Genomic DNA, 24,999 nt, shown 5'->3' with positions numbered 1-24,999 from the left:
AAGGATGCCTGCATGGACGAAAAGATCACGCCCATCCTGCACACTGCGGACGCTGAAGCCTCGGCGACCTGGTACGCGCGGCTCGGCTTCGCCCAAGCAGTGGGAGCACCGCTTTGAGCCCGGCTTTCCGCTGTTCGTATGCGTCTCACGCGGGCCGATGCAGCTCTACCTATCGGAGCACCGAGACGATGCCCGACCCGACACACTTCTGTACCTCCATGTCGGTGATGTTGAGGCGGTGGCCGCCGAGTTCGGTCAGCGGCAAATGAGTGAACCCGATCATCGGCGGCTGCAGTCGCGACAGTGCCGGGCTTCTGGCCGTAGCCGCCCTGCACAGCATTCGTCTGGCTTGGGTCTGCACCGTCCTTTGGCGGTGGACGGACCTCATCGCCCGCGCTGCCGGCTGGCGTTAAAGTGTCGATCGTGTCGACGACAGGAGCGCTCGCCCTCGCCCAGGTGATGGCCCACTGCGGCGGCTCACCTGCCGCGGCGACGAGCTTCATCGCGCGAGCGGTCGCCACCGATCCGCGCGACCCGGAGCCGTACTCGGCGCTGGAGCACCTGCGGCGCGAACTGCCCGCCGAGGTCACGGCCGTCGTCGCCGCGGCGAACACGATCGGACCGATGCTGGCCCGCGCCTACCTGTCCTTCGTCGACGGCGACATGGACGAGGCCGCGATGGCGCTCGGCGCGGTCACCGGCTACCAGCCGGACGTACCGTGGGCGTCCGCACCGTGGTTCGGCGACGAGCGATTCCTCGGTGCGGTGACCCCGGCCGCCATCGCCGAGGCCACAATGCGCATCAACGACTACGACCGCGACCTCGACACCGACGCCGTCCGCGAGTCCCTGGCCCCGTGGTTCCAGGCGATCGAGGCGGTCTGCGACCGGCATGCGGACCCTGACGCGATGGCCCGCATGGCAGTCTTGCTGCGCGTGTGCGGCCGCACCGACGCCTCGTTCGCCCTGTGCGACCAGGCCGACGCCGTGCGGCGCGTCCCGTTTACCGAGGTCGTCCGCGCGGGCACCTGGCGCCACATCGGCAACCGTGTCGAGACGGCCGCGGCCTTCCGGCGCGCCCTGGCGCTGGATCCGGCCAACTGGTCGCTGCACCTCGACCTGGCCGATCTGGCCGCCGAGGGAGGCCACTTCGCCGAGGCCGCTGCGCTGGCCACTCGCGGCGAGGAACTCGAGCCGGACGACGTCACGATGCGGGCGGCCGCCGCCGCCTACCGTGCCCGCTCGACGGGATCGGTCGCTGACCTGAACACGTTCACCGAACTAACGCCGCAGGTGCCCGAACCCTACCGTCGGACGCTCATCGACTACGCCTACGCTCGCGGGACCTAGGACATCTCACGGTTCGATGTTCGCGAGCCCGGCGCCGCCTCGAACGCCGGCCCTGGTTGCCTGCTTCGCCCGTCGGATCACGCACGGTGACGAGTCGTAGGAGACTGGCGCGCACGGTCGGCGGCAGATCAGTGCGTTGACTCGTGCTGAGCGCGCCAGCGGTCGTGGCGGTCGACGAATCGAGCACATCGGGCCGAGGGCGGATTGGCTGCGGGCTCGTAGAGCTGTGTGAACAGCGACATCTCTATGATGCGGGGTGCAACGATCCCCGCCCGTACGGCTCAAATGGCGGGTTCGCCAGTGCTGGTTCTCGCTGCCCAGCTTCGTGCGGTCTCCAGGTGCAGGTGCCAGTTGTCATGGCCGTGCTCGCCGACTTGATCGATCAGCCTAAAGGCGCACGCCGGTCGCCTGAATACGGCCGACATCTGACTCCTCCCGCCTACCGACGAGTCCTACCAGGTCGTCCAGACCCAGCCGGTCGAAGCTATTTGGCATGCCGTCCCCCAGGTCAACGAGTCCTACACTGCCGCCTGCAAGGAGATCGCGGGTCACTGCGTGCACCACCGGCCGATCCTGACCGCGGCCATGCAGGACCGCTTCGCCATCACATACACACCTGCGGCTGCACGAAACCAGCTACGAGGCCGACATCGGATTCTGGGGTGGCGAGGCCGAGTCCTGCTGTCCGCCGAACCCACCTCAACCGGGCAAGTAGCAGAGAAGAGGTGCGATGCGTAGCGATTGGACTGCTCTGCCGGAGACTGTCACGGCAGGAATCGCCGAACGGGTCGGCGGAACCTTTGACGTCGCCGATGCTTCCAGTGGCGACCACGCTGAGATCGCCTCGACGGTGACCGGACCGGCCGGACAGGTCTTCGTCAAGGCGGCCTCCGGCGAGTTGAGTGTTCGGTCTCTGCGCTACGAACTGGCGGTAACCCGGGCCATCGGCCGGCACCCGCCCGCAGTCCTGTGGCATTTCGAATCCGATGGCTGGCTGGTGGTGGGGACCGAGCATCTTGCCGGTCCCCACCCCGTCCTGTCTCCCGGCAGCACGGATCTCAACTTGCTCCTAGCCGCACTGAAAGCACTCCAGGAGACGCCGGCGCCCGGCGAGACGTGGTTCACCCCGGCAGCCCGGCTCGGGTTCGCGCACCCGGCGATGGACGGCGGGACACTCATCCATTCGGACCTCAATCCGGCGAACCTGATCGTGACCCCACTCGGCCTACGCATCGTGGACTGGGCGTGGGCAACCAAGGCCGCCGCATGGGTCGAACTCGCGTTGCTCGTCCCATGGCTGATCGGTAGCGGCCACAGCGCCGAACAGGCAGAAGAGTGGATAGCGCAGCTTCCCGCATGGACTGCGACTGACCGACAGGTCCTGGACGACTTCGCGTCAAAGAACGCAACGAAGTGGGCGGCCAAGTCCCGGCAGAAAACCGAGCGCTGGGTACACGACCTCGCAATGTGGACCGGCGAGTGGGCGGATCACCGGACCGACGGCCATCAGTCAGCCCTTGAGCCATGACCCGGGGCACCCTCTCGTGATGTGGGCGCTGGTAGCGGTAGGAGTCCTCAACCAGCTAGCAGGCCCGCTCGGGACCGCAAATCAGGTCACTCAGCCGGGCAGGTCCATGGCGGCCCGAACCGAGAACCAGCCGCGCTGCTCCCAATCTGCTCCCAATGTAAGCCGCACATACCGCAAAGCCCGTTACCGACGACTCCGGTAACGGGCTTCTGACCTGCAGGAACTGAGAGTGGGCGATGCTGGTATCGAACCAGCGACCTCTTCGGTGTGAACGAAGCGCTCTCCCACTGAGCTAATCGCCCTCAGCGCCACTGACTCTACCCGATCGTGGAACCGGACCGGAAATCCGGGGTCAGTGCGTCGCGAGGTAGTGCATCGCCGCGGCCACCACGTCGATGCCGAGGCTGTACTTGAGGGACAGCCAGACCACGGCGCCCACGAAGACGAGGCCGACGGACCCGAGCACGATTCGCACCGCCAGTGACTGCCGGGTCACCCACTGTGTCCATCCGTGGACGTGTCGGCGGGTGAAGCCGAGCAGCCGGCGCGCCCAGTGGTATTCGACGGCCCAGATGCCCAGCCCGGCGATCACCAGCAGCCAGCCTGGACCGGGCAGGGGAATGAGAGCGATGCCGATGGTCACCACGAGCGCCCCGGCGATCGCGATGAAGATCTTGAGTGCGATCCGGCCGGTGGGGTTGGCCCGGATGAGATCGAGGGTCACCGTGATCCGCTCCCGCCAGCGGGGGCGGCGTGGCGGGTCCTGCACGGCGGTGCTGCCACCACCGGGGCCAACAGCTGACCGGTCCGCGCCTCGGCCGTTCGGATGATCGGCACCGGACGCCGGCCGACCGGCCCGTTCGGGCTGCTCCATCGGCACTGCGTACCCCCGCTTTTCGGCTGCTCGGACCGCGACGTTCGGCGGGCCGGGCGCCGCCGATGGATCCATAGAGGATCTCTTCGTCACCATTTCACCCCCCAGTGTCGCTCGGGCCCGTCACTGCAACGGCCGACTGGACGTTACCGGAGTAAGTCGACGACTGAACCACCCGATGCCGGGCGGGATCACGCACTGGGCAGAACCGGAAATTCTACGCGAATCCTCGTATTCACGCGGCCTTTCCGTCCCCCTTCCCACCACTGGGTGAAGTCAGCGTATGGCGGAGCGTAGCCAGGAGTAGCACCTGAGTATGGGAAAAGCGGGACACGCGCGTTCCGCAGCGGTGCCGGGGGGAGAACGTCCATGAGTGTCATCCGACCGACGACCGTAGAGGTCGAGACGTCGCTAAGGCTCGTCGCACCTGACGCCACCGCCTTGCCGGTGCGTGCCAGTCTGCGTTACGACCCTGCTGACCCGTATGCGGTCCATGTCCTGTTCCACGCCGAATCTGCCGGCGGCGAGGCGGTGAGCTGGTCCTTTGCCCGCGAACTGCTGGTCACCGGCCTGGACGAGCCAGCCGGCATCGGGGATGTGCGGGTCTGGCCCTGGGCCACACCGCGCGGTGACTTCGTCGCGCTGGCCCTCTCGTCACCGGACGGCAACGCCCTCTTCGAGGTGCCGCGCAGCGTCCTGGTGCGTTTCCTTCGACGGACGTACGTCGTCGTCCCGCGCGGCCGTGAGGCCGAGCACCTGGACGTCGACACGGCGGTGAACCGGCTGCTCGCCGGTCGCTGAGCACCGCCCGAACGGGCAACACCGGCCACACCGGGGCCGCGCGGATCTGCCGAGTCCGCGCGGCCCCGGCACACACCCGAAGGTGTACGCGGGCAGCCCGACCCGGGTCAGCCGGTGCTCAGCCGTGCGTGGTGATGCCGCCGTCGACGGGGATGACCGCGCCGGTGAGGTATGCGCCGGCGCGCGACGACAGGTAGATGGCGGTGCCGGCCATGTCCTCGGGGCGGCCGATGCGGCCCAGCGGCACCTGCTGCTCGATGGCCGCTCGGCTCTCCGGGTCGTCGAGTGCGAACGCCATCATCTTGCTCTCGAACGGGCCGGGCGCGATCGCGTTGACGGTGATCTGCTCGCTGGCCAGCTGGTGGGCCAGGCTGCGGGTGAGCATGTGCACTGCCGCCTTCGTGGCCGAGTACGCGTACACCTCCATCCACGGCACTCGGATGCCGTCGATCGACCCGATGTTGATCACGCGGGCCGGGTCGTCGGCGCTGGCGGCGGCGCGTAGCGCCGGCAGCAGCGCGGTGGTGAGCCGGAAGACGGCCTTGACGTTGACCGCCCAGAGCTTGTCGAACGCCGCCTCCGGGTAGCCCTCCAGCGGCGCGCCCCAGGTGGCGCCGGCGTTGTTGACCAGCACGTCGAGGCGACCGAAGCGCTCGCGTACGGCGGCGGCCAGCGCCTCGGCGCCGCTGTCGTCTCCCAGGTCGGCGGGGATGGCCTCGCAGCGGCCCTCGGCGGAGAGTTCCTTGGCGACCGCCTCACAGACGTCCGCCTTGCGGGACGAGATGATCACATGGGCGCCGGCCCGGACGAACCCCTGGGCGATCATCAGACCGATCCCGCGCGAACCGCCGGTGACCAGGACCGTCTTACCTTCGACCGAGAACAGCTGCGTCATGCCCATCCCATCGCGAGTCGGCGGAGGCCGCCGGCCGGGTAGGCGGCCGGCGGTGCGCCGGGCGGACCGCGGACCGGACGGCGCTACCGCCGGGTAACGTAGCCCGGCCACGACGATCGCGACAAGCCCGCATCGACGCGGCAACTTCGCTGCGCGCGTCGATCGGGATGCGGTGACCTGCGGTTCGGGCTACCGTCGCAGGCGATGGTCTCCACCGGTCCCTCCCCCGCGCCACCGATCGGAACGGCGTCACCCGTCCCCGACGAGATAGCCACGTTCGCGTTGGCCGACCTCTCCCCTGACCCGCGCTGGCGTCGGCCCGTGATCGTCGAGCGGGAGCTGCTGATCCTCACCACGCGTGGGCACGGCGACGCCGAACCCGATTTCCACCGGTTGCCCTGTCGGCCTGGCACGCTGCTGCGGGTCCGCGCCGGCCAGGTGCTGCGCTGCTCCGGTCCGCAGTTCGACGCGACAGTGGTCGCCTGGGACCCGGAGGCACTGCGCGGCTTCGACGTCGACCTGGACACACCGGTGACCTGGCGGCAGTTGGCCGGCGAGGACGAGGACGCGGTGATCACCGAGGTGAGCCAACTGGTGGTGGACTGCCAGCGGCACCCCGACACCGTCGCCGCCCGCGCGCTGCTCCGCCACCAACTGGCCGTACTGCTGCTGCGGCTGGCCCTGGGCAGTGCCGACCGGTCGACGCCCCGCCCCGAGGACGAGACGTTCCACCGGTTCTGCCGGGAGGTGGAGCACAGCTACGCGCACACCCGGCGGGTGGAGGATTACGCGGCCGAGCTCCGCTGCTCGGTGCGGACCCTGACCCGGGCCTGCCTGGCCGTCACCGGTCGCAGCGCCAAGCAGGTCATCGACCAGCGGGTCGCGTTGCAGGCCGGCCGACTCCTCGCCGCGACCGACCAGCCGATCGCCCAGATCGGCCGGCACCTCGGCTTCTCCGAGCCCACGAACTTCGGTCGCTTCTTCACCCGGGAGGTCGGCGTCAGCCCCGGCGCGTTCCGGGCCGCGCGCGACCAACCGGCCGCCCGGGTGATCCGGCCCCGGCCGCCGGCCGAGCCGACGGGCGCCAACGGCGGCGGTTTCCGCGTCGGCGGATCGGCCAACGGTTCTCACGCCACGCGACCCGGGTCGCCCACCACACCGGCCAACGGCACCGGGCGGGCATGATGACACTGTGCAGATCTCCGCGCGCGGCGACTACGCGGTACGGGCAGCGCTGAGCCTCGCCACCGCGTACCCTTCGCTGCTGTCCACCCAGGCCATCGCCGCCGAGCAGGACATGCCCCGCAAGTTCCTGGAGGCGGTCCTGGCGGATCTGCGCCGGGCCGGCATCGTGCGCGCCCAGCGCGGCGCCGAAGGCGGCTACACGCTGGCCCGACCGCCGCGCGAGGTGACCGTCGGCGCGGTGCTGCGGGCCGTCGAGGGCCCGCTCGCCGGCGTACGCGGGCTGCGCCCCGAGGAGACCCGGTACGAGGGTTCGGCGGAGAACCTGCCCGGCCTGTGGGTGGCGGTGCGCGCCGCCGTGCGGCGGGTCGTCGACGAGGTGAGCCTCGCCGAGATCGTCAGCGGTCGGCTGCCCGCCCACGTCCGCAAGCTCACCGCGTTGCCCGACGCCTGGGAGCCGCGCTGACGCCGGGCGCGGCCCTGTCCTCAAGGCCTCGGCGCCTCAAGGCCTCAGCGCCTCAAGGCCTCAGCACCTCAAGGCCTCAGCACCTCAGCGGCCGAAGAGCTTGTGCAGCCAGGCGAGCTGTTCGAGCTGGTGGTGCGCCTCGCCGCCTTCGTGGTCGTTGAACTCGTACACGCGCACCTCCTTGTCACCGCCGTAGCGGTGGTAGGCGGCGAAGCAGGTCGAGGGCGGGCAGATCTGGTCCATCATCGCGATGGAGAACAGCGCGGGCGCTGTCGCGCCGGGTGCGAGCACGGCGGCGTCGACGTACGACAACGTACGGAAAACCTGGCTGCTCTGACCCCGGTGAAGCGCGAGATATTCGGCGACCTCGCCGTAGGGACCCTGACCGGCGACCTGGACGGCGCGCGGGAAGTCACACAGGAAGGGCACGTCGGGCATGGCGGCCGCCACCTCCGGGAACAGCGCGGCCACCGCCAGCGAGAGACCGCCACCCTGGCTGATGCCGGTGACAACGACCCGGTCGGGGTCGACGGCGGGATGCTCCCGGGCAGCCTGGGCGAACCGGACCGCGTCGGTGATCAGCCTGCGGTAGTAGAAGTCCTCCGGGCTGGTGACCCCCCGGGTGAGGAAACCGGGAACGGTGCCCGCCGGATAGCGGTGCGGGTCGGCGGTGTCGCCGGGCGCGGCACTCCAGCCCTGACCCCGGGTGTCCATGATGAGGTGCGCGAAGCCCGCCGAGGCCCAGAACAGTTTCTCGTGCGGCAGGCCACGACCACGGCCGTACCCGAGATACTCGACCACGCAGGGCAACGGCCCGGCGGCATTCGTCGGCAGGTGCAGCCAGCCGTGCACCGGCTCGCCGCCGTAGCCGGCGACGGTGACCGACCAGGTGCGGATCTGGGTGAGACCGGTGTCGACGGGCTCGTACGTCGCCTCCGCCGGTTCGTCGACGCGCAGCGTCCGCTCCCAGAAGGCGTCCAGGTCCTCCGGAACAGCCAGATCGGGTCGGTACGCCCAGCATTCGGCGAGGGTGAGATCGCTCAAAGCCACAGCTTGGCCTCCGTGACAGCAGGATTGTCAGTTGTCCGTGGGTGCCGACCGTCGCCCGCGACGCGGGACCGCGGTACGTCGGCTCGTGCTCCGAGCGCTACCGGGCGTTCGCCATCGCCGACGCGAACCAGCCGGTGATGGTGCTGGGGTGGGTGATCGCGGTGCCCACCACCACCGTCCACGCCCCGGCCCGCAGCGCCTGCGCCGCCTGGGCCGGGGTGTGGATCCGGCCCTCCGCGACCACCGGCACGTCGATCGCGGTGGAGAGCCGGCTGACCAGGTCCAGGTCGGGGCCGGGCTGCTTGGTGGTGTATGCGGTGTAACCGGAAAGGGTGGTGCCGACCAGGTCGGCTCCCGCCGCCGCGGCCGCGATGCCCTCGTCGAGGGTGGAGCAGTCGGCCATCACCAGAGCCCCGGTCAGTTCGTGGACGGCGGCGATGGTGTCAGCGAGGGTTCGGCCGTCGGGCCGGGGCCGTGCGGTGCCGTCGAGCGCGACGACGTGCGCGCCCGCCCGTGCCACGGCCAGCGCGTGCTCCAGCGTGGGGGTGATGAAGACGTCGTCGTCGCCGTCCTTCCACAGCCCGATGAGCGGGAGGTCGACGGCCTCCCGGATGGCCGCGATATCCGCCACACCCTGGGCGCGGATGCCGGCGGCACCGCCCTTGGCTGCGGCGAGGGCGACCCGGCGCATCGTGTCCGGGGTGCGCATCGGCTCACCGGGGTACGCCTGGCAGGAGACGACGAGGCGGTGGCGGAGATGCGCGATCAGCTTGTTCATTCGGTGCCCTCCCAGGCGAGTGACGCGGCGCCGAGCAGTGGGGCGTCCGATCCGAGGGTCGAGGCCAGCACGGGCACGCCGACCAGGCTGGGCAACGTCTCCCGCCGCACGGCGTCCCGAAGTGCCTGCCACCAGAGGTCACCGAGGCCGGCGACTCCCCCGCCGATGACGACGGCAGCGGGATCGAGCATGTTGACCAGTCCGCCGACAGCCGAGCCCACGGCAGCCCCGCCCAGCAGGACCACCTCCCGGGCCGTCGCGTCGCCGTCCGCTGCGCGCGCGGCCACCGAACGCAGGTCGTCGACCGGTGGGCCGGTACGCCGCGCGTACTCCTGGGCGAGGCCGGGCCCGGACGCGATCGCCTCCAGGTGTCCCTGCCCGCCGCAGGTGCAGGGCAACTGCCCGGCGTACGGCGACGGCTGGTGGCCGGCGTGCCCGGCCGCGGAGTGGGCGCCGGCCAGCACGGTGCCGTCGACGACGAACGAGGCACCGATGCCGGTGCCGACCGCGAGAAAGAGCGTCGTCTGGTGGCCGGCGGCCACCCCGTGGCGCGTCTCGCCGAGGGCGTGCGCGTGCACGTCGTTGATCACCGCGACGGGCAGGTCCAGCAGCTCGCGCAGTCGTCGTCGCAGATCCGTGCCGGCCCAACCGGCCAGGGCGTCGGTGGCCGAGAGCACCAGGCCCGTCCGATGGTCGATCACTCCGGCACTACCGACTCCGACGGCACGGACGCGTGTCCCCGTCGCCCTCGCCCGCAACCGATCGACGAGATCGGCCGCGGTGTCGAGGATGGCGGTCGCCCCGGCCCGACCAGGGGTGGGGGCCGTGGCCCGGTGGACGACCTCGCCCTGCCTCGTGACGAGGGCGGCAGCCGTCTTGGTGCCCCCGATGTCGAGCGCGGCTACCGCCTCGTCGACGACCGGGGGCTTGCGCACCTTGGACATGGCTAGAGCAGCCCCGCCAGTTCCAGCTGGGCACGAACCCGCGCCGCTTCGTCGGCGTCGAGCGGCCGCATCGGCAGCGACACGGTGTTGCTGTCGATGACGCCGAGCAGGGCCAGGGCGGTCTTGAACGCGCCCACGCCCCGGGTCGCCCCCGCCGCCGTCGCCGGGTCGGCCGCGTCGACGATCCGGAACAACCGGGTCAGTCGGTCCTGCTCCACGCGGGCGGTGTCCCAGTCGCCGTTCACGCAAGCCCGGTGCAGTCGCACGTAGCCCGCCGGGTCCACGTTGGCCAGGCCGGGAACCGAGCCGGAGGCGCCCGCGAGCATCATCGCGTCGACCACCACCTCGTGCCCGGTCAACAGGCTGAACCCGGCGTCCGGCGCGCGTTCCGTGATCGCCAGCACCAGCTGACGGAAGGCGACGTCGTCGCCGCTGGAGTCCTTGACACCCGCGAGGACGCCCTCCGCCGCCAGCTGGCTCAGCAGACCCGGGGAGAGCTTGGTGTGCACGCAGACGGGAATGTCGTACGCCAGCAGGGGAAGCTCGACCGACGCGGCGAGCGACCGGAAGTGACGCTCGACCTCGTACGGGCCGACGATGGCGTAGAAGGGTGCCGTGGCCACCAGGCCGTCGACGCCCAGGCGCGTCGACGCGTCGGCCCGGTCGAGGACCCGGCGCGTGGTCGGCTCGATGCAGCCGGCGATGACCGGTACGGCGCCCGCGACGGTCTTCACGACGACCTCGAGAGCCTGGTCCCGCTGGCTGTCGGTGAGGAAGACGGTCTCGCCGGAGCTGCCGAGGGCGAAGATGCCGTCGACGCCTGCGCTGAGCATCCGCTCGATGAGCCGCTCCAGGGAGGCGACGTCGACCGCACCCTCCTCGGTCAATGGGGTGACGACCGGCGGCACGACTCCGGCGAACCGCGGGGCAGGGGTGGTCACGCTGTCTCCTCGAGATGTAGGGGGGTGGTGCGGCCGGTCGCTGCTCTGGCGAGCTCGACCAGCTCCGTGTTGCTGGATCCAGCGGGTACGGGGTGGTAACACCGGAACTCGTGGGAGCCGGCGCCGCCGTCGCCCGACCGGACCGGCGGCATCTCGATGGCGCAGCCGTCGGTCGCCTTCCAGCACCGGGTGCGGAACGGGCATCCGGTCGGCGGCTTCGTGGCGAGCGGGACGGGGCCGACGAGCGGGATGGGATCCAGGGGCGAGAGCAGACCCGGCGTGGCCGAGAAGAGCGCCCGCGTGTACGGGTGCTGCGCGACCTCGGGAAGCCCGGCGGCGGGTGTCTGCTCCACGATCCGGCCGAGGTACATGGTGACCACGCGGTCACTGATCCGCTTGACCGTCTGGATGTCGTGCGAGACGAAGACCATGGCCAGGTTCAGCCGCTCCTTGAGGTCCAGGAGCAGGTTGAGGATCTGCGCCCGCACCGACACGTCGAGGGCGCTGGTGGGCTCGTCGGCGATGACCAGGCCCGGTTCCAGGGCGAGGGCACGCGCGATGGACACCCGCTGGCGTTGACCACCGGAGAGCTGGCTCGGCAGGACGTCGGCGACCGACCGGGGCAGCCCCACCAGGGCCATCAGCTCGTTGACCCGCTCCTCACGCTGCTTGCGGGTGCCACGACGGTGCACGTCGAGCGGATCGCGCAGGATGTCGCGGACCGGCATACGCCGGTTCAGCGACGTGGCCGGATCCTGGAAGATCATGCCGACGCCGGCACCGATGTGCTGCCGTCGTTCCGACGCGTTCATCGACCAGACTTCCTTGCCGGCGAAGGCGACAGTGCCGCTCGTCGGCCGCTGGAGGCCCACCAGCACCTTGGCCATCGTGGACTTGCCGCAGCCGGACTCACCGACGACCCCGATGGTCTCGCCGGTACGCACGGTCAGGTCCGCGCCGGTGAGGGCGTACACCCGCTCGCGGCCGAACAGGCCGCCACCGCGGGTGCGGTGAACCACGTGCACGTCGCGTAGCTCGACGATCGAGTCGCGCGGGGATGTCGCACTCATCGGGCCAGCTCCTCTTCCCTGACGGTGACGGCCGGGTGGTGACAGGCGTACCGGTGGTTGGAGTCGCCCTCCAGGCGGGGCGTCTCCGTCCGGCAGACCTCGGTCGCCATGGGGCAGCGATCAGCGAACCGGCATCCCGCCGGGAAGTCGGCGGGCGACGGCACCACACCACGGATCTGGGTGAGCCGTTCCGCACCGGCCTCAAGGGAGAGGACGGAGCCGAGAAGACCCCGGGCGTAGTGGTGTGCCGGCGCACCGACCACGTCGGCGGTGACGCCGCTCTCGATGATCTGCCCGCCGTACATCACCACGACGCGGTCCGCGACGTCGCTGACCAGCGCCAGGTCGTGGCTGACCAGGATCAACGCGAAGCCCAGCTGGCCGCGCAGCCGCAGCAGCAGCTCCATGACCTGCGCCTGGACCGTGACGTCGAGCGCGGTGGTCGGCTCGTCGGCGATGATCAGGCGCGGGTCCCGGGACAGCGCCATGGCGATCACCACGCGCTGCCGCTGCCCGCCGGACAGCTCATGCGGGTACGCGGACAGGGTGCGCCGTGCGTCCAGGCCCACCAGGTCCATCAGCTCCTCGGCCGACCGGGTGCCGCCTCGGCTGATCATCTGGGCGAGCTGGGGGCCGACGCGCAGTGAGGGGTTCAACGCCGAGAGGGCGTCCTGGTAGACCATCGCGATCTCGCGGCCCATCAGGGCACGACGTCGTTTGGTGCTCATCGTCAGCAGGTCGGTGCCCGCGAAGCGGACCTCGCCTCGGACCCGGGCTCCCTGCGGCAGCAGGCCCATCACGGCGAGCGAGGTCAGGGACTTGCCCGAGCCGGACTCTCCCACCAGGCCCATCACCTCGCCGGGGCGGACGTCGAAGGTCAGGTCGTCGACGATGTCGACGCCCCGGTGGCGCCCCTCGAACCCGATCGACAGGTTCCGGACCTCCAGGACGGGCTCACCCTCCGGGAGCGGACGGGCCCGCTCGCGTAGCCGCTGCGCCGCCTCGGCCAGGCCGGGCAGCTGCACCACCTCACCGGAGCCGGGCTGCGCCTCCTCCTGCGCGTCGCCGACCTTCGTCGCGGTGGCACGCCGCGCCGCGGGGGCGGCCCAGGCGTCGGACATCCCCTCGGAGAGCACGTTGAGGGCGAGCACGGTCAGCAGGATCAGCAGGCCGGGGAAGAACGTGGCCCACCAGCCACCGATCTGCACCATCTCCTTGCCGAAGGCGATCACCGAACCCCACGAGGAGGCCGCCTCCTGGGGCGCGAGCCCGCCACCGATGAAGGAGAGGGACGCCTCGAACACGATCGCGTCGGCCACCATGACGGTGACGAAGACGAGGATCGGGGCGGCGCAGTTGCGCAGGATGTGCCGCCAGAGGATGTGCGGTCGTCGGGCGCCGATGATCCGTTCGGCCGCGACGTAGTCCTCCCGGTACTGCGAGAGCACGTTGGCGCGCACGATGCGCGCGATCGAGGGCACGAAGACGAACCCGATCGCGACCACGAGGACCACGAGGCTGTTCTTGCCGAACGAGATGATCAGCAGGGCGGAGAGCACGATGGCGGGGAATGCCATGACGACGTCGAGGCACCGCATCACCACCTCATCGATCGCGGGCCGGCTGGTTCCCGCCAGCGCGCCCAGAATCGCGCCGACCACCAGGGCGATGCCGGCGCTGCCGAAGCCCACGATCAACGAGCGTCGGGTGCCGGCGACCAGCCGTGAGAACACGTCGCGTCCGAGCTTGTCCAGACCGAACCAGTAGTCGCCGTTCGGGCCGGTCAGCGCGGCACCGAGCCCGGCCTGCGCGGGGTCGTGCCGCAGGAGCAGCGGCGCGAAGATGCCCACCACGACGATGAGCAGGACGAAGCTCAGTGCGATCCGGGCCGTGATGCTGAGCCGTTTGAAGGCGATGCCGGGAGCCGACAGCCGGGCGGTGAGTGTTCGACGCATCAGTGGGCTCCGCGCAGTCGAGGGTTGGCGAAGAGGTAGAGGATGTCGACCACCAGGTTCACGACGACGAAGCAGATGGCGATCGTCAGCACGGTTCCCTGCGCGAGGGCGGTGTCGTTCTGCTGCACCGCGCTCATGATCTGGGTGCCCATGCCGGGCAGCGAGAAGATGGCCTCGATGACGACAGTGCCGCCCAGCAGGTAGCCGATCCGCAGGCCCAGCACGGTGAGCGGGTTGACGAGCGCGTTGCGCAGCACGTTGCGGCCGACCACCACGCGGGGCGGCAGGCCGGCGCCGATGGCGGTGCGCACGTAGTCCTTGTCGAGTTCCTCGACCATTGACGTCCGCACGATTCTGGCCAGTGAGCAGCCGACCGGGACGGCGAGAGCGAGCGCCGGCATGGCGAGCGACTGGAGCCAGAGCGAGAACGAGTCACCGGGGTTGACGTACCCGCCGGTCGGGAAGACGGGGCGGCGGACCGAGAACTCCTGGATGAGCAGGAGGGCCAGCCAGAACGACGGCATGGCGATACCGGCCATCGAGACGAACCGGATGACCTGGTCGGGCCAGCGATCGCGGTACAGCGCCGCGGGGATGCCGAGGGCCAACGCGATGATCAGCGCGCCGACGATGCCCAGGGCGGTCAGCTGGATCGTCAGCGGCAGCGCGGTGGCGATCTTGTCGGCGACCGGGACGGACGGCGGGAAGGTCATGCCCAGATCGCCCCGGAGCAGGTCGCCCAGGAAGTGCAGGTACCGCAGGGGCAGCGGGTCGTCGAGGCCGTTGGCGGCCTTGAATGCGGCCACCTGTGCGGCGGTTGCCTGGTCGCCGAGGACGGACAACGCGGGATCGATCGGGGAGAACTGCATGATCACGAAGACGAAGATCGTGATGCCCAGCACCAGGGGTATCAGGGTCAGGAGTCGTCGCGTGACCAGGCTCAGAACGCTCAGCATGGTGTCTTTCTTTCGTCGAGGGCCGCCGGGACGTCCCGCCCAGCCCAAGGGACAGGGCTGGGCGGGACGCTAGGGGCCGGGGTCCGGGCCCCCGAAGCGGGCTCAGCCCTTTCGGCTGCTGCCCAGGAAGTACAGGCCTGTGGTCGCCGCGCCCGAGAAGTCGCTGAGCTTCGCGGGGTCGTACGCGGTGACGACCTTGGTGTGCAGGATCGGGTACAGGGGGACCTCGTCGGCCACCTTGTCCAGAGCCTGCTTCCACAGGGCCTTGCGGGCCGCCTCGTCGGAGGTCTGCGCGGCCTTGTCGAGCAGGTCGGCCATGGCCTTGCGGTCGGTGGCGTTCCACCGGTAGCGCAGACCCGGCCAGGTCTCGCCGTAGTAGAACCAGCGCATCAGCAGGTCGGTGTCGACGCCGAAGACGCTGGGGTCTCCGGTGGCCATCAGGACCCGGAAGGTGTCCTTCGGAACGATGTCACCGTAGATGGCCGAGGACGGCACGGTGTTGAGGGTGGCGGTGACGCCGATCTTCTTCCACTGCTCGATGACCAGCGGGGCGACATCCTTCACGGCGGAGTTGTCCGTGGTGTCGAGCTGGAACTTCAGGTTCGAGACGCCGGCCTCCTGGAGCAGGCTCTTGGCCTTTTCCAGGTTGTAGTCGTAGACGGTGGCGGCCTTCTGGTAGTCCTTGTTGCCCTCGTCCAGGTAGCTCGTCGCCGCGGTGCCGTAACCGTTGAGCGCGGTCTTGATGACCTCGTCCTTGTTGATCGCGTAGTGCAGAGCCTGGCGCACCCGCTTGTCGTTGAACGGCGCCGCAGACGAGTTGAACATGAGGAAGACCTGGTTGAAGGCCTGCTTCACGTCGACCGTGTACTTGTCCTTGAGCGAGTCGACGTTCAGGTACGGCACCGACTCGATGGCCTGGACCCGGCCGCCCTGCAGGTCCGACACCCGCGCGGAGGCCTCGGAGGTGGTGTTCCAGGTCATCGTCTCGACCTTGGCCGGACGGGGCCCGCTGTAGTTCGGGTTCTTGCTGAGCTTGATACCCGACTCCTTGGACGCGCTGTCCATCTTGAAGGGGCCGGAGCCGATCGGTGCCGTGTCGAAGGCCTTCGACGCGTCCGCGTCCGCGGTCTTCGCCTTCGGCAGGATCTTGATGACCGAGATCCGCTCGGAGAACAGGGCGAACGGGTACTTCAGCTTGAACTCGGCGGTCGTCGCGTCCTTGGCGGTCACCGAGTCGATGAACGACACGAAGCCCTGCATCAGCGGCGGGGCCTTGGGGTCCGCCGGCTTGAGGACCCGGGTGAAGGACCAGGCGACGTCCTCGGCGGTGACCGGGCTGCCGTCGGAGAACTTCGCGCCGTCACGCACCGCCACCGTGTAGGTGAGCCCGTCGGCGCTGGCCACCGGGTCTTCCTTCGCGAGAGCACGGTAGGGTTCCCGCGTGACTGGGTCTAGATCGATCAGACCCTCGAAAATGTGCTGGTTGACCGCGGTCGCCACCGCTGACGAGGCGTTACCCGGGTCGAACCCGCTGGAGAGGGTGAACGCCAGGGTGGTCTCGATGGAGGTCTTCCCCCCGCCCCCCTCGACGGCGTTGGTCGAAGCCGGCCCGCCGCTGCACGCGACCAGGCCGAGAGCGAGCGTTGCCGCAGTGGACGCGACGGCCAGCGAGCGGAGCCGACGCGGGGGGACGCGCCAACTCCCCGATGGCTTAACGGTGGTGCTCACGTAGCTGCCTCCATAGGCTCTTCATGCGCTCGCGTGACGCTCGCGCTGAGGGATTCGAAGATAATGGGGTCTGACGTCTGACATCTGATGCCGATAGGGTGAGCGTGTCAGATTCGTGAGGGAAGGGCAAGTGCCAGATGACGACCATTGACGCCACTCCGCTACGCGGTGCGGAGCGCCCAGGTCCCCGCCGGCAGGAAGTCGCTACCAAGATCAAGGAGTACATCCTGCGGAATCGCCTCAAGCCGGGAGACATCCTCCCCACCGAGGCGGAGCTGTGTGACGCCGTGGGCGCCAGCCGGTCCAGCGTGCGCGAGGCCGTCAAGATCCTCTCTGCCCTCGACATCGTCGAGGTGCGGCACGGTCACGGCACGTTCGTCGGCCGCATGTCCCTCGCCGCTCTCGTGGAGGGCCTGACCTTCCGCGGCCTCCTGAGCGGCGAGGAAGATCACCACGTGCTGGGGCAGGTCGTCGATGTCCGCCAGACCCTCGAGCAGGGGCTCGCAGCCCAGGTCATCGCCGTCCTCGACGGCGAGCACCGGGTGGCCCTCTCCGCGCTCGTCGACGAGATGGAGAGCCTGGCGGCCCAGGGGAAGGACTTCCTCGACGTCGACCGGGCCTTCCACGTGAAGTTGCTCGAGCCCCTCGGCAACGACCTGATCCTCCAGCTGACCGAGGCGTTCTGGCAGGTCCAGGCCATCGTCGCTCCCACGCTGCGCACCGAGCCGGAGGACCGGCTGATCACCGCCCACCGTCACCGGGCAATCGTGGACGCGATCGCGGCCGGCAACGTGGCCGGCCTGCAAGCCGCCATCGCCGACCACTACGCGCCCATCCGGGCGAGCATCGCCCGCGTCGTGCGGGCCTGAATCGACACCGCCATCGCCGTACGACCCGCAAGCCGGTCAGCGGACATGGTCGGTCACAGTGCTCGGCGGAGCCACTCCTCGACGCCGGCGACGTGCACGGTCGCCCAGGAACGCGCAAGATCGGCGTGCCCGATCGTGATCGCGTCGACAATCGCCTGATGCTGCTCCCGGGTCCGGGTGATGACGCCCTGCTGTGTGACACCGCGCCAGATGCGGGCCCGGGTGGTGGGCCCGGAGAGCCCGTCGAGCAGCGAGCACAGCACCGTGTTTCCGGAGCCGACGGCGATCAGGCGGTGGAACTGCAGGTCGTTGGCGACCAGTGCCTCCACGTCGTGGGTGTCGCCGAGGCTGTCGAGCACGGCTTGGAGGCCGGCGATGTCCTCGGCAGCCATCCGCTGCGCGGCCAGCGCCGTGGCGGCCGGCTCGAGGATGCGCCGCACCTCAAGGAACTCCAGCACTGTGTCGTCGCGGTGGAAGTCCACGACGAAATTGAGCATGTCGAGCAGCAACTGTGGGGCAAGGCTGGTGACGTAGGTGCCGTCACCCTGGCGGACATCCAGGATGCGGATGATGGACAGGGCCTTCACCGCTTCACGCAGGGAGTTGCGGGACAGACCGAGCCGCCGGGCCAGGTCCGCCTCCTTCGGCAGTCGATCGCCCGGGCCGAGTTCGCCCGACGTGATCATCATCTTGATCTTGCCGATCGCCTCGTCGGTGAGAGCCATCGCCGCCTCCGCACATGTTCGGGGTAGGGCCCGTTCCCATGATCGCCGGGTCAGACCCCCAGCCGGTAGACCCGCGCGGCGGTGCCTCCGAAGATCGCGTGTGAGGCCGCCTCGGACAGCGCCGGCAACACCTGGTGCAGCGCGGCCCGCACCCGGCCGTAGCTGCCCGCGAGCAGGCACAGTGGCCAGTCGGAACCGAACATCAAACGATCCGGCCCGAAACGGTCGAGCGCCTCGCGGACGAACGGTCGCAGGTCGTCGGCCCGCCACGAGACCCAGTCGGCCTCCGTCACCAGGCCGGACAGCTTGGCCGTGACGTTGGGCTGCTCAGCCAACGCCGCGAACGGCCCGCGCCACCGGGCCAGTCCGGTCGCACCCGCCCGAATCTCCGGCTTGCCGAGATGATCGAGGACGAAGCGGACGTGCGGCAGCGCTGCGGCGGCCCGCGCCGCGGCGGGCAGCTGGTCCACCCGGACCAGCAGATCGAAAGCCAGCCCGGCTGCCGCGACGACACGGAGGCCGCGGCGCACGTCCGGGCGGTCCAGATGGTCCGGATCCGGCTCGGCCTGGATCTGGGCGCGGACACCGACCACCCGATCGCCACCGGAGCGCCGGAGGTGTCTGGCGATGCGGGCCTCCAAGCCGGGACCGGTCAGGTCAGCCCACAGCACCACACCGGCGATCTGCGGCGCCTCGGTCGCCCACCGGAGCAGGTCCTCCGACTCCGCCTCGTCGCATCGCCCACTCTCCACGAGGATGGAGCGATCGACCTCGGCCGCGCGCAGTTGCGCCTGCCACTGGGCCACTGTGAACGGACGCCGGACCGACCGCATCCGGTCGTCGTCGAGCCGGGCGCAGGCGGGCGGTTTCCCCCAGAGGTGATGGTGCGCGTCGACCGTCAGCACGCAGGCCCCACCGCGGCTGACGCCGCGGGGCTGGCCACGTCCGCACCGCGATGCCGTGATCGCAGAAGCTTCACCACACCACCCCGCATACATCGGATGTTTCCGGGACTAAGAGCTCGGACATCTGATGTCTAGCAGCTGTCCATGGTTCAGGCAATAGGCCGAAATGGGCTGGCGATCCCCCATGCAGGTCGCGATATCCATCGCAGGCAACCTCACCTGGGTTTCCAGTGCGACCCATTGACAAAAATATACATCCCACGTTAACTCCCATGGCATAGAGGAGGCCCTATGCCTGTCATCGGCCGTACCCAGACGATCCTGCGAGCCGCAGCGGCGGCTCTTCTCGTGGCCGCGGCCCTGACCGCCGCGTCCGCCAACTCCGCTCCGGCCGAAGCAGCCGCCGACCCCGGGCTGGCGCTCTGGTACGACGAGCCCGCCGCCAACTGGGAGAGCAACGCGCTTCCGCTGGGCAACGGTGCGCTCGGCGCCATGGTCTTCGGTGGTATCCAGACCGAACGCCTGCAACTCAACGAGAAGACACTGTGGACGGGTGGACCCGGCACCAGCGGCTACAACCACGGCAACTGGACGTCACCACGGCCCGGAGCCCTGACCGGCGTGCAGGCCCAGATCGACCGGGACACACGGATGGCACCTGGCGCGGTCGCCACGGCACTCGGCCAGCCGGCGACCGGATTCGGCTCGTACCAGAACCTCGCCGACATGTACCTCGACATGACCGGCACCCCGGCCACCGTGAGCGACTATCGTCGCGAGCTGGATCTCGCCGAGGCCACCGCTCGCGTCGGGTACTCCTACGGCGGGGTGTCCTACCAGCGCGAGTATTTCGCCAGCCACCCCCGCAACGTGATCGTCACCCGGCTGTCGGCCAGCCAGGCCGGGAAGGTCTCCTTCGTCCTGCGTACCGCCTCGGCCCAGCCGGGCAGCACCGTCACCGTGGCGAACGGCCGGATCACCGTGCGGGGCGCGCTGCCCGGCAACGGGCTGACCCACGAGACCCAGTACCGGGTGGTGACCACCGGTGGCACCCGGACCGACGGCACCGACCGGATCACCGTCGCCGGCGCCGACTCGGCGTTCATCGTGCTGTCCGCCGCGACGTCGTACGCCGACACCTACCCCAGCTATCGCGGCGCCGACCCCCACGCCCAGGTCACCCAGGCGGTCGACGGCGCGGCTGCCTCGACGGTGGCGGCGTTGCGCGCGGCCCACCTCGCCGACTACAAGAGTCTCTTCGACCGCGTCCGGCTCAACGTGGGCGGGCAGATGCCGAACGTTCCCACCGACGAGCTGCGATCGGCCTACACCGGTGCCGCTGGGCGAGCCCAGGACCGCGCGCTGGAGTCGTTGTACTTCTCCTTCGGCCGGTACCTGCTCATCTCGTCCTCCCGCGGTGGCTCCCTGCCAGCCAACCTGCAGGGCATCTGGAACAACTCCAACACCCCGCCCTGGCAGGCCGACTACCACACCAACATCAACGTGCAGATGAACTACTGGCCGGCGGAGACCACGAACCTGGCTGAGACCGCCACGCCGCTGTTCGACTTCATCGACGCCCTGCGCGCGCCAGGCCGGGTCACCGCGCAGAACATCTACGGTACGAGCGGCTGGGTCACGCACCTCAGCACCAACCCGTACGGCTTCACCGGCGTCCAGGACTGGGCCACCGCCTTCTGGTTCCCGGAGGCGGCCGCGTGGTTGTGCCAACACCTCTACGAGCACTACCGCTTCACCCGCGACACGACGTTCCTCCGCGACCAGGCGTACCCGGCGATGAAGGAGGCCGCGGAGTTCTGGCGGGCCAACCTGCACGTCGATCCGCGCGACGGCAGGCTGGTCGTCTCGCCCAGCTACTCACCCGAGCAGGGTGACTTCTCGGCCGGCGCGTCGATGAGCGAGCAGATCGTGTGGGACCTGCTCACCAACACCATCGAGGCGAGCGCCACGCTCGGCGTCGACGCCACCCTGCGCGGGCAGTGGCAGACCACGCTGAACAAGCTCGACCCCGGCCTGCGGGTCGGCTCCTGGGGTCAGTTGCAGGAGTGGAAGGCGGACTGGGACAGCCCGACCAACGACCACCGGCACGTCTCGCACCTGTACGCCCTGCACCCGGGGCGGCAGATATCACCGTCGACCACCCCCGCTCTCGCCAACGCCGCCCGCATTTCCCTCACGGCGCGAGGCGACGGCGGCACCGGCTGGAGCAAGGCCTGGAAAATCAACTTCTGGGCCCGGCTGCTCGACGGCGACCACGCCCACAAGATGCTCAGCGAGCAGCTCAAGAGCAGCACCCTCGCCAACCTGTTCGACACCCACCCGCCGTTCCAGATCGACGGCAACTTCGGGGCCACCGCCGGAATGGCGGAGATGCTGCTGCAGAGCCAGAACGGCGTCATCGACGTGCTGCCCGCCGTGCCGGCGGCCTGGCCCACCGGCTCGGTCAGCGGACTGCGGGCCCGCGGGAACGTCACTGTGGACACCGAGTGGCGCAACCGGCTGGCCAGCCGGATCACGCTGACCGCAGGCAACAGCGGCTCCCTCACCGTACGGAATCCGATGCTGGCCACCGCGTCGCTGGTGGACCTGACCACGAACCAGGCCGTGCCGGTGAACCGCACGGGTGACCGGGTGACGTTCACGGCCGAAGCCGGGCACCGCTACCAGGCGGTCTCCGACGCCGCGACCGGCACGATCGCCGGAGTGGCCAGCGGACGCTGTGTCGACGTGCCCGGCGCCGCCACCACCGACGGCACCGCCCTGATCCTCTGGGACTGCACCGGCGCGACCAACCAGATCTGGACCCGCCAAGCCGACAACACCATCCGCAACCGCGGCAAATGCCTCGCCCCCGCCAGCACCACAGCCGGCGCCGCCGCCACCATCACCACCTGCGGCACCGCCACCAACCAACGCTGGACCTACGACACCACCACCAAAACACTGCGCAACCAGGCCACCGGCACCTGCCTCGACGCCAACGGCGGTGCCACCACCAACAACACCAGACTCATCCTCTGGCCCTGCACCACCGCCACCAACCAGCAGTGGCTGGTGTGACGCCGGCCCTCACCGCCGGCTGGCCGTACCCGTAGGTCACCTCACCTCTGCGCCACCCCTCCCTGACCCGTTCCCGGAGAGGACACCCCCATGACCCGCACCCTGCGCCGCCGCGCGCGCGCAAGCGGCGCATCACTGGCCGCCCTGGCCCTGTTCGCCACCTGCCTGGTCCAGCTCACCCCACCGGCGGCACCGGCCGCCGCGGCCCCGGGGGACGGCACGATCACGGGAGTGGCCAGCGGACGCTGTGTCGACGTGCCCGGCGCCGCCACCACCGACGGCACCGCCCTGATCCTCTGGGACTGCACCGGCGCGACCAACCAGATCTGGACCCGCCAAGCCGACAACACCATCCGCAACCGCGGCAAATGCCTCGCCCCCGCCAGCACCACAGCCGGCGCCGCCGCCACCATCACCACCTGCGGCACCGCCACCAACCAACGCTGGACCTACGACACCACCACCAAAACACTGCGCAACCAGGCCACCGGCACCTGCCTCGACGCCAACGGCGGTGCCACCACCAACAACACCAGACTCATCCTCTGGCCCTGCACCACCGCCACCAACCAGCAGTGGCGCGTCGCGGCGGCTGACTACCAACCGCTGCTCGACGTCGGTTTCAGCGGCACGTTCACCTCCACCACCGGCTACACCCCATCGACCGGGGAACTGGTCGACGGGCAGCTCACCCGGCTGGCCGGCAGTGAGGTGATCAGCGGTACGACCGTCACGCTCACCGGAGGGGGCACCGGCATCGGGTTCACCCCACGGATCCCGGTGACCAGCGCGAAATACGTCAACAAGAGCCTGCTGGCCGAGGCGGTCGTACGCCGACAGAGCGGTGCCACGATCACCTTCGACACGCTGCTCAGCCTCGCCGGCGGCGGCTACTACCGCTACGCCAGCGGCTCGCAGACCACTACCGAGTTCGGCATGTACGGGCCGGACGCGCCGTACCACGACACCCGGCAGAGCGGGCCGAACCTGGCCGACACGCAGGACACCCACGTGGCGTTGGCCTACGAGTACGTGAGTGACACCGCGGCACGGCTCGTCGCGTACGTCAACGGCTGCCAGGTGGGCACCACAGTCACCACACCGGTGGCGGCGGCCAACGCGTCGCAGGGTCTGCTGGCCTTCGGCAACGACGCCGGCGCTCGCAACCGCGGCTGGCACGGCACGCTGGACGCCATCGCCCTGGCGTCGATGACCGGCGCCGCCGGTCCGGCCGACTTCCAACTCGACGCGCCGGTCTGTGGTGGCACACCGCCGCCCCCCGGCTGCGCGGGCGACCCGGGCAGCAGCGGCCCGGTCACGCCGGCCACCGTCATCACCGTCGACCGGTGCGACACCCTCGACCGGATCCGGCAGAAGGCAGCCCAGGTCACGCCGTCAGCCGCCCAACTGGCCTGGCAACAACGCGAGCTGACGGCGTTCCTGCACTACGGCATGAACACCTTCACCGACGTCGAATGGGGCAGCGGGAACGAGGACCCGGCCCAGTTCAACCCGACTGTGGTCAACCCGGCACAGTGGATCGACGTGCTCAAACGCAACGGTTTCAAGCAGGTCATCCTCACCGTCAAGCACCACGACGGGTTCCTGCTCTACCCGTCGCGATACAGCACCCACTCGGTGCGCAGCAGCCCCTGGTGGGGCCGGACCAGCCAGAGCGACATCCTTCGCGCCACAGTCGACGCCGCCCGCTCGGCGGGTCTCGCCGTGGGCTTCTACCTCTCCCCCGCCGACGGGGCGGAGATCCCCGGCCGACGTGGCGGCGACCGGTTCGGCAACGGCAGCGCCAAGCGGAACGTCACCATCCCGACGCTCGTCGCCGGGGACACCCGCGCCCCCACGCAGACGTACACGTACCAGGCCGACGACTACAACGCCTACTTCCTCAACCAGCTCTACGAGCTGCTCACCGAGTACGGGCCGATGGCCGAGGTGTGGTTCGACGGCGCCAACCCGTACACCGCGTACCCGCAGCCGTACCAGGTCGGTGACTGGTACCGGCTGATCCGGGCCCTGCAATCAGGCGCCACGATCGCGATCAACGGCCCGGACGTGCGCTGGGTCGGCTCCGAGTCCGGGGCGTTCCGTGCCGACGAGTGGAGCGCGCTGCCGTTCAAGGGTGCCGATCCCGGCGCGTTGAACCGTGACGACGACATGCTCACTGGCGCCGCGTCGGGCGACCTGGGATCCAGCGCGCTGATCGGGCGCAACCTGGGGACTGTCACGTACCTGTCCTGGTATCCGGCCGAGGCGGACGTGTCCATCCGACCCGGCTGGTTCTGGCACTCCGGCCAGAACGGCTCGGTCAAGCAGCCGGCCGCGCTGATGCAGCTCTACGAGAACGCGGTGGGCCGCAACGCCAACCTGCTGCTCAACGTCCCGCCGAACCGGGCCGGCGTGATCGACGCGCCGGACGTCACCGCCCTCGACGGGTTCGGCACCGCCCAGCGCTCGCGGTACGGCCGGGAGCTGTTCGCCACGGCGGGTGCGACCGGCACCCACGCCGCCCTCACCGACACGGCCCTGGGCACGTACTGGTCGCCCTCGGGTGGTGCCACCACCGGCGCTGTCGAACTGACCGCCTGCCGGGCCCGCACGTTCGACCGGCTCCTGTTGCAGGAGTCGGTCGGCAACGGCCAGCGCATCGAGGCGTTCGCCGTGGACGCCTGGATCAACGGCGGCTGGCAACAGGTCGCCGCCGCCGGAACGGTCGGATACAAGCGGATCGTGCCGCTGCCCGCCGCCGTGAACAGCGACCGGCTGCGGCTGCGGGTCACCGCCGCGCGCGGTGTCCCGCAGGTCGCGACGCTCACCGCGTACGCCACCGACAGCACCGCCAACCCGGCGTCCTGCTGATTTCCCAGCCTTCTTGAGAGGAGCGAA

21 protein-coding genes and 1 tRNA gene are annotated in these 24,999 nt (G+C 70.0%); 9 read left to right on the top strand and 13 right to left on the bottom strand.

Annotated elements, in window-relative coordinates; all coding sequences use genetic code 11:
* Window positions 1–157: 157 nt before the first annotated feature.
* From CLT68_RS33780 to CLT68_RS15230, 3 genes are all read left to right on the top strand, one after another.
* Entirely contained in the window at window positions 158–460 is a 303-nt protein-coding gene (locus tag CLT68_RS33780; protein WP_486482179.1) for a hypothetical protein, read from the top strand.
* Entirely contained in the window at window positions 424–1,350 is a 927-nt protein-coding gene (locus CLT68_RS15235; protein ID WP_199177052.1) for a tetratricopeptide repeat protein, read from the top strand. The genes CLT68_RS33780 and CLT68_RS15235 overlap by 37 nt, the downstream gene beginning before the upstream one ends.
* Before the next feature lie 730 nt (window positions 1,351–2,080).
* Entirely contained in the window at window positions 2,081–2,878 is a 798-nt protein-coding gene (locus tag CLT68_RS15230; protein WP_099851641.1) for an aminoglycoside phosphotransferase, read from the top strand.
* 230 nt (window positions 2,879–3,108) lie between these two features.
* Here the strand turns inward: CLT68_RS15230 and CLT68_RS15225 are convergent.
* Window positions 3,109–3,180: transfer RNA gene (locus CLT68_RS15225), tRNA-Val, on the bottom strand.
* A 50-nt stretch (window positions 3,181–3,230) separates the two neighbouring features.
* Complete coding sequence (locus CLT68_RS15220; RefSeq protein WP_486482178.1) at window positions 3,231–3,848, bottom strand: TIGR02611 family protein; 618 nt, start codon at window positions 3,846–3,848, stop codon at window positions 3,231–3,233.
* Between the two features lie 273 nt (window positions 3,849–4,121).
* Here CLT68_RS15220 and CLT68_RS15215 point away from each other — a divergent pair, with 273 nt between their 5' ends.
* On the top strand, window positions 4,122–4,553 hold the full coding sequence (locus tag CLT68_RS15215) for an SsgA family sporulation/cell division regulator (protein ID WP_007457244.1): 432 nt from the start codon (window positions 4,122–4,124) through the stop codon (window positions 4,551–4,553).
* A gap of 118 nt (window positions 4,554–4,671) precedes the next feature.
* Here CLT68_RS15215 and CLT68_RS15210 read toward each other — a convergent pair whose 3' ends face one another.
* On the bottom strand, window positions 4,672–5,448 hold the full coding sequence (locus CLT68_RS15210) for a glucose 1-dehydrogenase (RefSeq protein WP_099857187.1): 777 nt from the start codon (window positions 5,446–5,448) through the stop codon (window positions 4,672–4,674).
* A 204-nt stretch (window positions 5,449–5,652) separates the two neighbouring features.
* On the opposite strand from CLT68_RS15210, the gene CLT68_RS15205 reads away from it, so the two are divergent.
* Complete coding sequence (locus tag CLT68_RS15205) at window positions 5,653–6,633, top strand: helix-turn-helix domain-containing protein (RefSeq protein ID WP_099851640.1); 981 nt, start codon at window positions 5,653–5,655, stop codon at window positions 6,631–6,633.
* 7 nt (window positions 6,634–6,640) lie between these two features.
* Window positions 6,641–7,096 (top strand): RrF2 family transcriptional regulator, encoded by a 456-nt coding sequence (locus CLT68_RS15200; RefSeq protein ID WP_030333674.1) that lies wholly within the window; start codon window positions 6,641–6,643, stop codon window positions 7,094–7,096.
* Window positions 7,097–7,180: 84 nt separating this feature from the next.
* On the opposite strand, the gene CLT68_RS15195 is transcribed toward CLT68_RS15200, so the two are convergent.
* The 8 genes from CLT68_RS15195 to CLT68_RS15160 all read right to left on the bottom strand — a co-directional run bounded on the left by CLT68_RS15195 (window position 7,181) and on the right by CLT68_RS15160 (window position 16,518).
* Window positions 7,181–8,146: an alpha/beta fold hydrolase gene (locus tag CLT68_RS15195; RefSeq protein ID WP_099851638.1), complete on the bottom strand. Its 966-nt coding sequence runs from the start codon at window positions 8,144–8,146 to the stop codon at window positions 7,181–7,183.
* 97 nt (window positions 8,147–8,243) lie between these two features.
* Window positions 8,244–8,924, bottom strand: a complete 681-nt coding sequence (locus CLT68_RS15190) for an N-acetylmannosamine-6-phosphate 2-epimerase (RefSeq protein WP_099851636.1) — start codon at window positions 8,922–8,924, stop codon at window positions 8,244–8,246.
* Window positions 8,921–9,859: an ROK family protein gene (locus tag CLT68_RS15185; protein ID WP_486482177.1), complete on the bottom strand. Its 939-nt coding sequence runs from the start codon at window positions 9,857–9,859 to the stop codon at window positions 8,921–8,923. The genes CLT68_RS15190 and CLT68_RS15185 overlap by 4 nt, the downstream gene beginning before the upstream one ends.
* A gap of 11 nt (window positions 9,860–9,870) precedes the next feature.
* The gene (locus CLT68_RS15180; protein ID WP_099851634.1) at window positions 9,871–10,809 is read right to left on the bottom strand and encodes a dihydrodipicolinate synthase family protein; all 939 of its coding nucleotides are present in this window, start codon (window positions 10,807–10,809) and stop codon (window positions 9,871–9,873) included.
* Window positions 10,806–11,879: an oligopeptide/dipeptide ABC transporter ATP-binding protein gene (locus CLT68_RS15175; protein WP_088946963.1), complete on the bottom strand. Its 1,074-nt coding sequence runs from the start codon at window positions 11,877–11,879 to the stop codon at window positions 10,806–10,808. The genes CLT68_RS15180 and CLT68_RS15175 overlap by 4 nt, the downstream gene beginning before the upstream one ends.
* Window positions 11,876–13,834 carry a dipeptide/oligopeptide/nickel ABC transporter permease/ATP-binding protein gene (locus tag CLT68_RS15170; protein ID WP_099851632.1) on the bottom strand — a complete coding sequence of 653 codons (1,959 nt, stop codon included), beginning with the start codon at window positions 13,832–13,834 and terminating at the stop codon, window positions 11,876–11,878. Before CLT68_RS15170 ends, CLT68_RS15175 begins: the two co-directional genes overlap by 4 nt.
* Window positions 13,834–14,790 (bottom strand): ABC transporter permease, encoded by a 957-nt coding sequence (locus CLT68_RS15165; RefSeq protein WP_088946961.1) that lies wholly within the window; start codon window positions 14,788–14,790, stop codon window positions 13,834–13,836. The genes CLT68_RS15170 and CLT68_RS15165 overlap by 1 nt, the downstream gene beginning before the upstream one ends.
* A 102-nt stretch (window positions 14,791–14,892) precedes the next feature.
* The gene (locus CLT68_RS15160; protein ID WP_099851630.1) at window positions 14,893–16,518 is read right to left on the bottom strand and encodes an ABC transporter substrate-binding protein; all 1,626 of its coding nucleotides are present in this window, start codon (window positions 16,516–16,518) and stop codon (window positions 14,893–14,895) included.
* Window positions 16,519–16,655: 137 nt separating this feature from the next.
* Here CLT68_RS15160 and CLT68_RS15155 point away from each other — a divergent pair, with 137 nt between their 5' ends.
* Window positions 16,656–17,387 carry a FadR/GntR family transcriptional regulator gene (locus tag CLT68_RS15155; RefSeq protein WP_088946959.1) on the top strand — a complete coding sequence of 244 codons (732 nt, stop codon included), beginning with the start codon at window positions 16,656–16,658 and terminating at the stop codon, window positions 17,385–17,387.
* A 53-nt stretch (window positions 17,388–17,440) separates the two neighbouring features.
* Here CLT68_RS15155 and CLT68_RS15150 read toward each other — a convergent pair whose 3' ends face one another.
* A complete protein-coding gene (locus CLT68_RS15150; RefSeq protein WP_099851629.1) occupies window positions 17,441–18,112 on the bottom strand; it encodes a FadR/GntR family transcriptional regulator in 672 nt (223 codons plus the stop codon).
* 50 nt (window positions 18,113–18,162) lie between these two features.
* Complete coding sequence (locus CLT68_RS15145) at window positions 18,163–19,017, bottom strand: amidohydrolase family protein (protein WP_486482176.1); 855 nt, start codon at window positions 19,015–19,017, stop codon at window positions 18,163–18,165.
* Window positions 19,018–19,308: 291 nt separating this feature from the next.
* On the opposite strand from CLT68_RS15145, the gene CLT68_RS15140 reads away from it, so the two are divergent.
* Window positions 19,309–22,098 (top strand): glycosyl hydrolase family 95 catalytic domain-containing protein, encoded by a 2,790-nt coding sequence (locus CLT68_RS15140; RefSeq protein WP_099851625.1) that lies wholly within the window; start codon window positions 19,309–19,311, stop codon window positions 22,096–22,098.
* Between the two features lie 90 nt (window positions 22,099–22,188).
* Window positions 22,189–24,972 carry an alpha-L-fucosidase gene (locus CLT68_RS15135; RefSeq protein ID WP_099851624.1) on the top strand — a complete coding sequence of 928 codons (2,784 nt, stop codon included), beginning with the start codon at window positions 22,189–22,191 and terminating at the stop codon, window positions 24,970–24,972.
* Window positions 24,973–24,999 lie beyond the last annotated feature (27 nt).

The organism is Micromonospora sp. CNZ299 (assembly GCF_002754415.1).
This window is presented reverse-complemented; position numbering and strand designations above follow the sequence as displayed.

What these genes read in the sequence shown, in the direction of transcription:
- CLT68_RS33780 (WP_486482179.1), top strand. Translation starts at nt 158, where the DNA reads ATGCAGCTCTACCTATCGGAGCACCGAGACGATGCCCGACCCGACACA.
- CLT68_RS15230 (WP_099851641.1), top strand. Translation starts at nt 2,081, where the DNA reads ATGCGTAGCGATTGGACTGCTCTGCCGGAGACTGTCACGGCAGGAATC.
- CLT68_RS15220 (WP_486482178.1), bottom strand. Translation starts at nt 3,848, where the DNA reads ATGGTGACGAAGAGATCCTCTATGGATCCATCGGCGGCGCCCGGCCCG.
- CLT68_RS15215 (WP_007457244.1), top strand. Translation starts at nt 4,122, where the DNA reads ATGAGTGTCATCCGACCGACGACCGTAGAGGTCGAGACGTCGCTAAGG.
- CLT68_RS15210 (WP_099857187.1), bottom strand. Translation starts at nt 5,448, where the DNA reads ATGACGCAGCTGTTCTCGGTCGAAGGTAAGACGGTCCTGGTCACCGGC.
- CLT68_RS15205 (WP_099851640.1), top strand. Translation starts at nt 5,653, where the DNA reads ATGGTCTCCACCGGTCCCTCCCCCGCGCCACCGATCGGAACGGCGTCA.
- CLT68_RS15190 (WP_099851636.1), bottom strand. Translation starts at nt 8,924, where the DNA reads ATGAACAAGCTGATCGCGCATCTCCGCCACCGCCTCGTCGTCTCCTGC.
- CLT68_RS15175 (WP_088946963.1), bottom strand. Translation starts at nt 11,879, where the DNA reads ATGAGTGCGACATCCCCGCGCGACTCGATCGTCGAGCTACGCGACGTG.
- CLT68_RS15170 (WP_099851632.1), bottom strand. Translation starts at nt 13,834, where the DNA reads ATGCGTCGAACACTCACCGCCCGGCTGTCGGCTCCCGGCATCGCCTTC.
- CLT68_RS15165 (WP_088946961.1), bottom strand. Translation starts at nt 14,790, where the DNA reads ATGCTGAGCGTTCTGAGCCTGGTCACGCGACGACTCCTGACCCTGATA.
- CLT68_RS15155 (WP_088946959.1), top strand. Translation starts at nt 16,656, where the DNA reads ATGACGACCATTGACGCCACTCCGCTACGCGGTGCGGAGCGCCCAGGT.
- CLT68_RS15150 (WP_099851629.1), bottom strand. Translation starts at nt 18,112, where the DNA reads ATGGCTCTCACCGACGAGGCGATCGGCAAGATCAAGATGATGATCACG.
- CLT68_RS15140 (WP_099851625.1), top strand. Translation starts at nt 19,309, where the DNA reads ATGCCTGTCATCGGCCGTACCCAGACGATCCTGCGAGCCGCAGCGGCG.
- CLT68_RS15135 (WP_099851624.1), top strand. Translation starts at nt 22,189, where the DNA reads ATGACCCGCACCCTGCGCCGCCGCGCGCGCGCAAGCGGCGCATCACTG.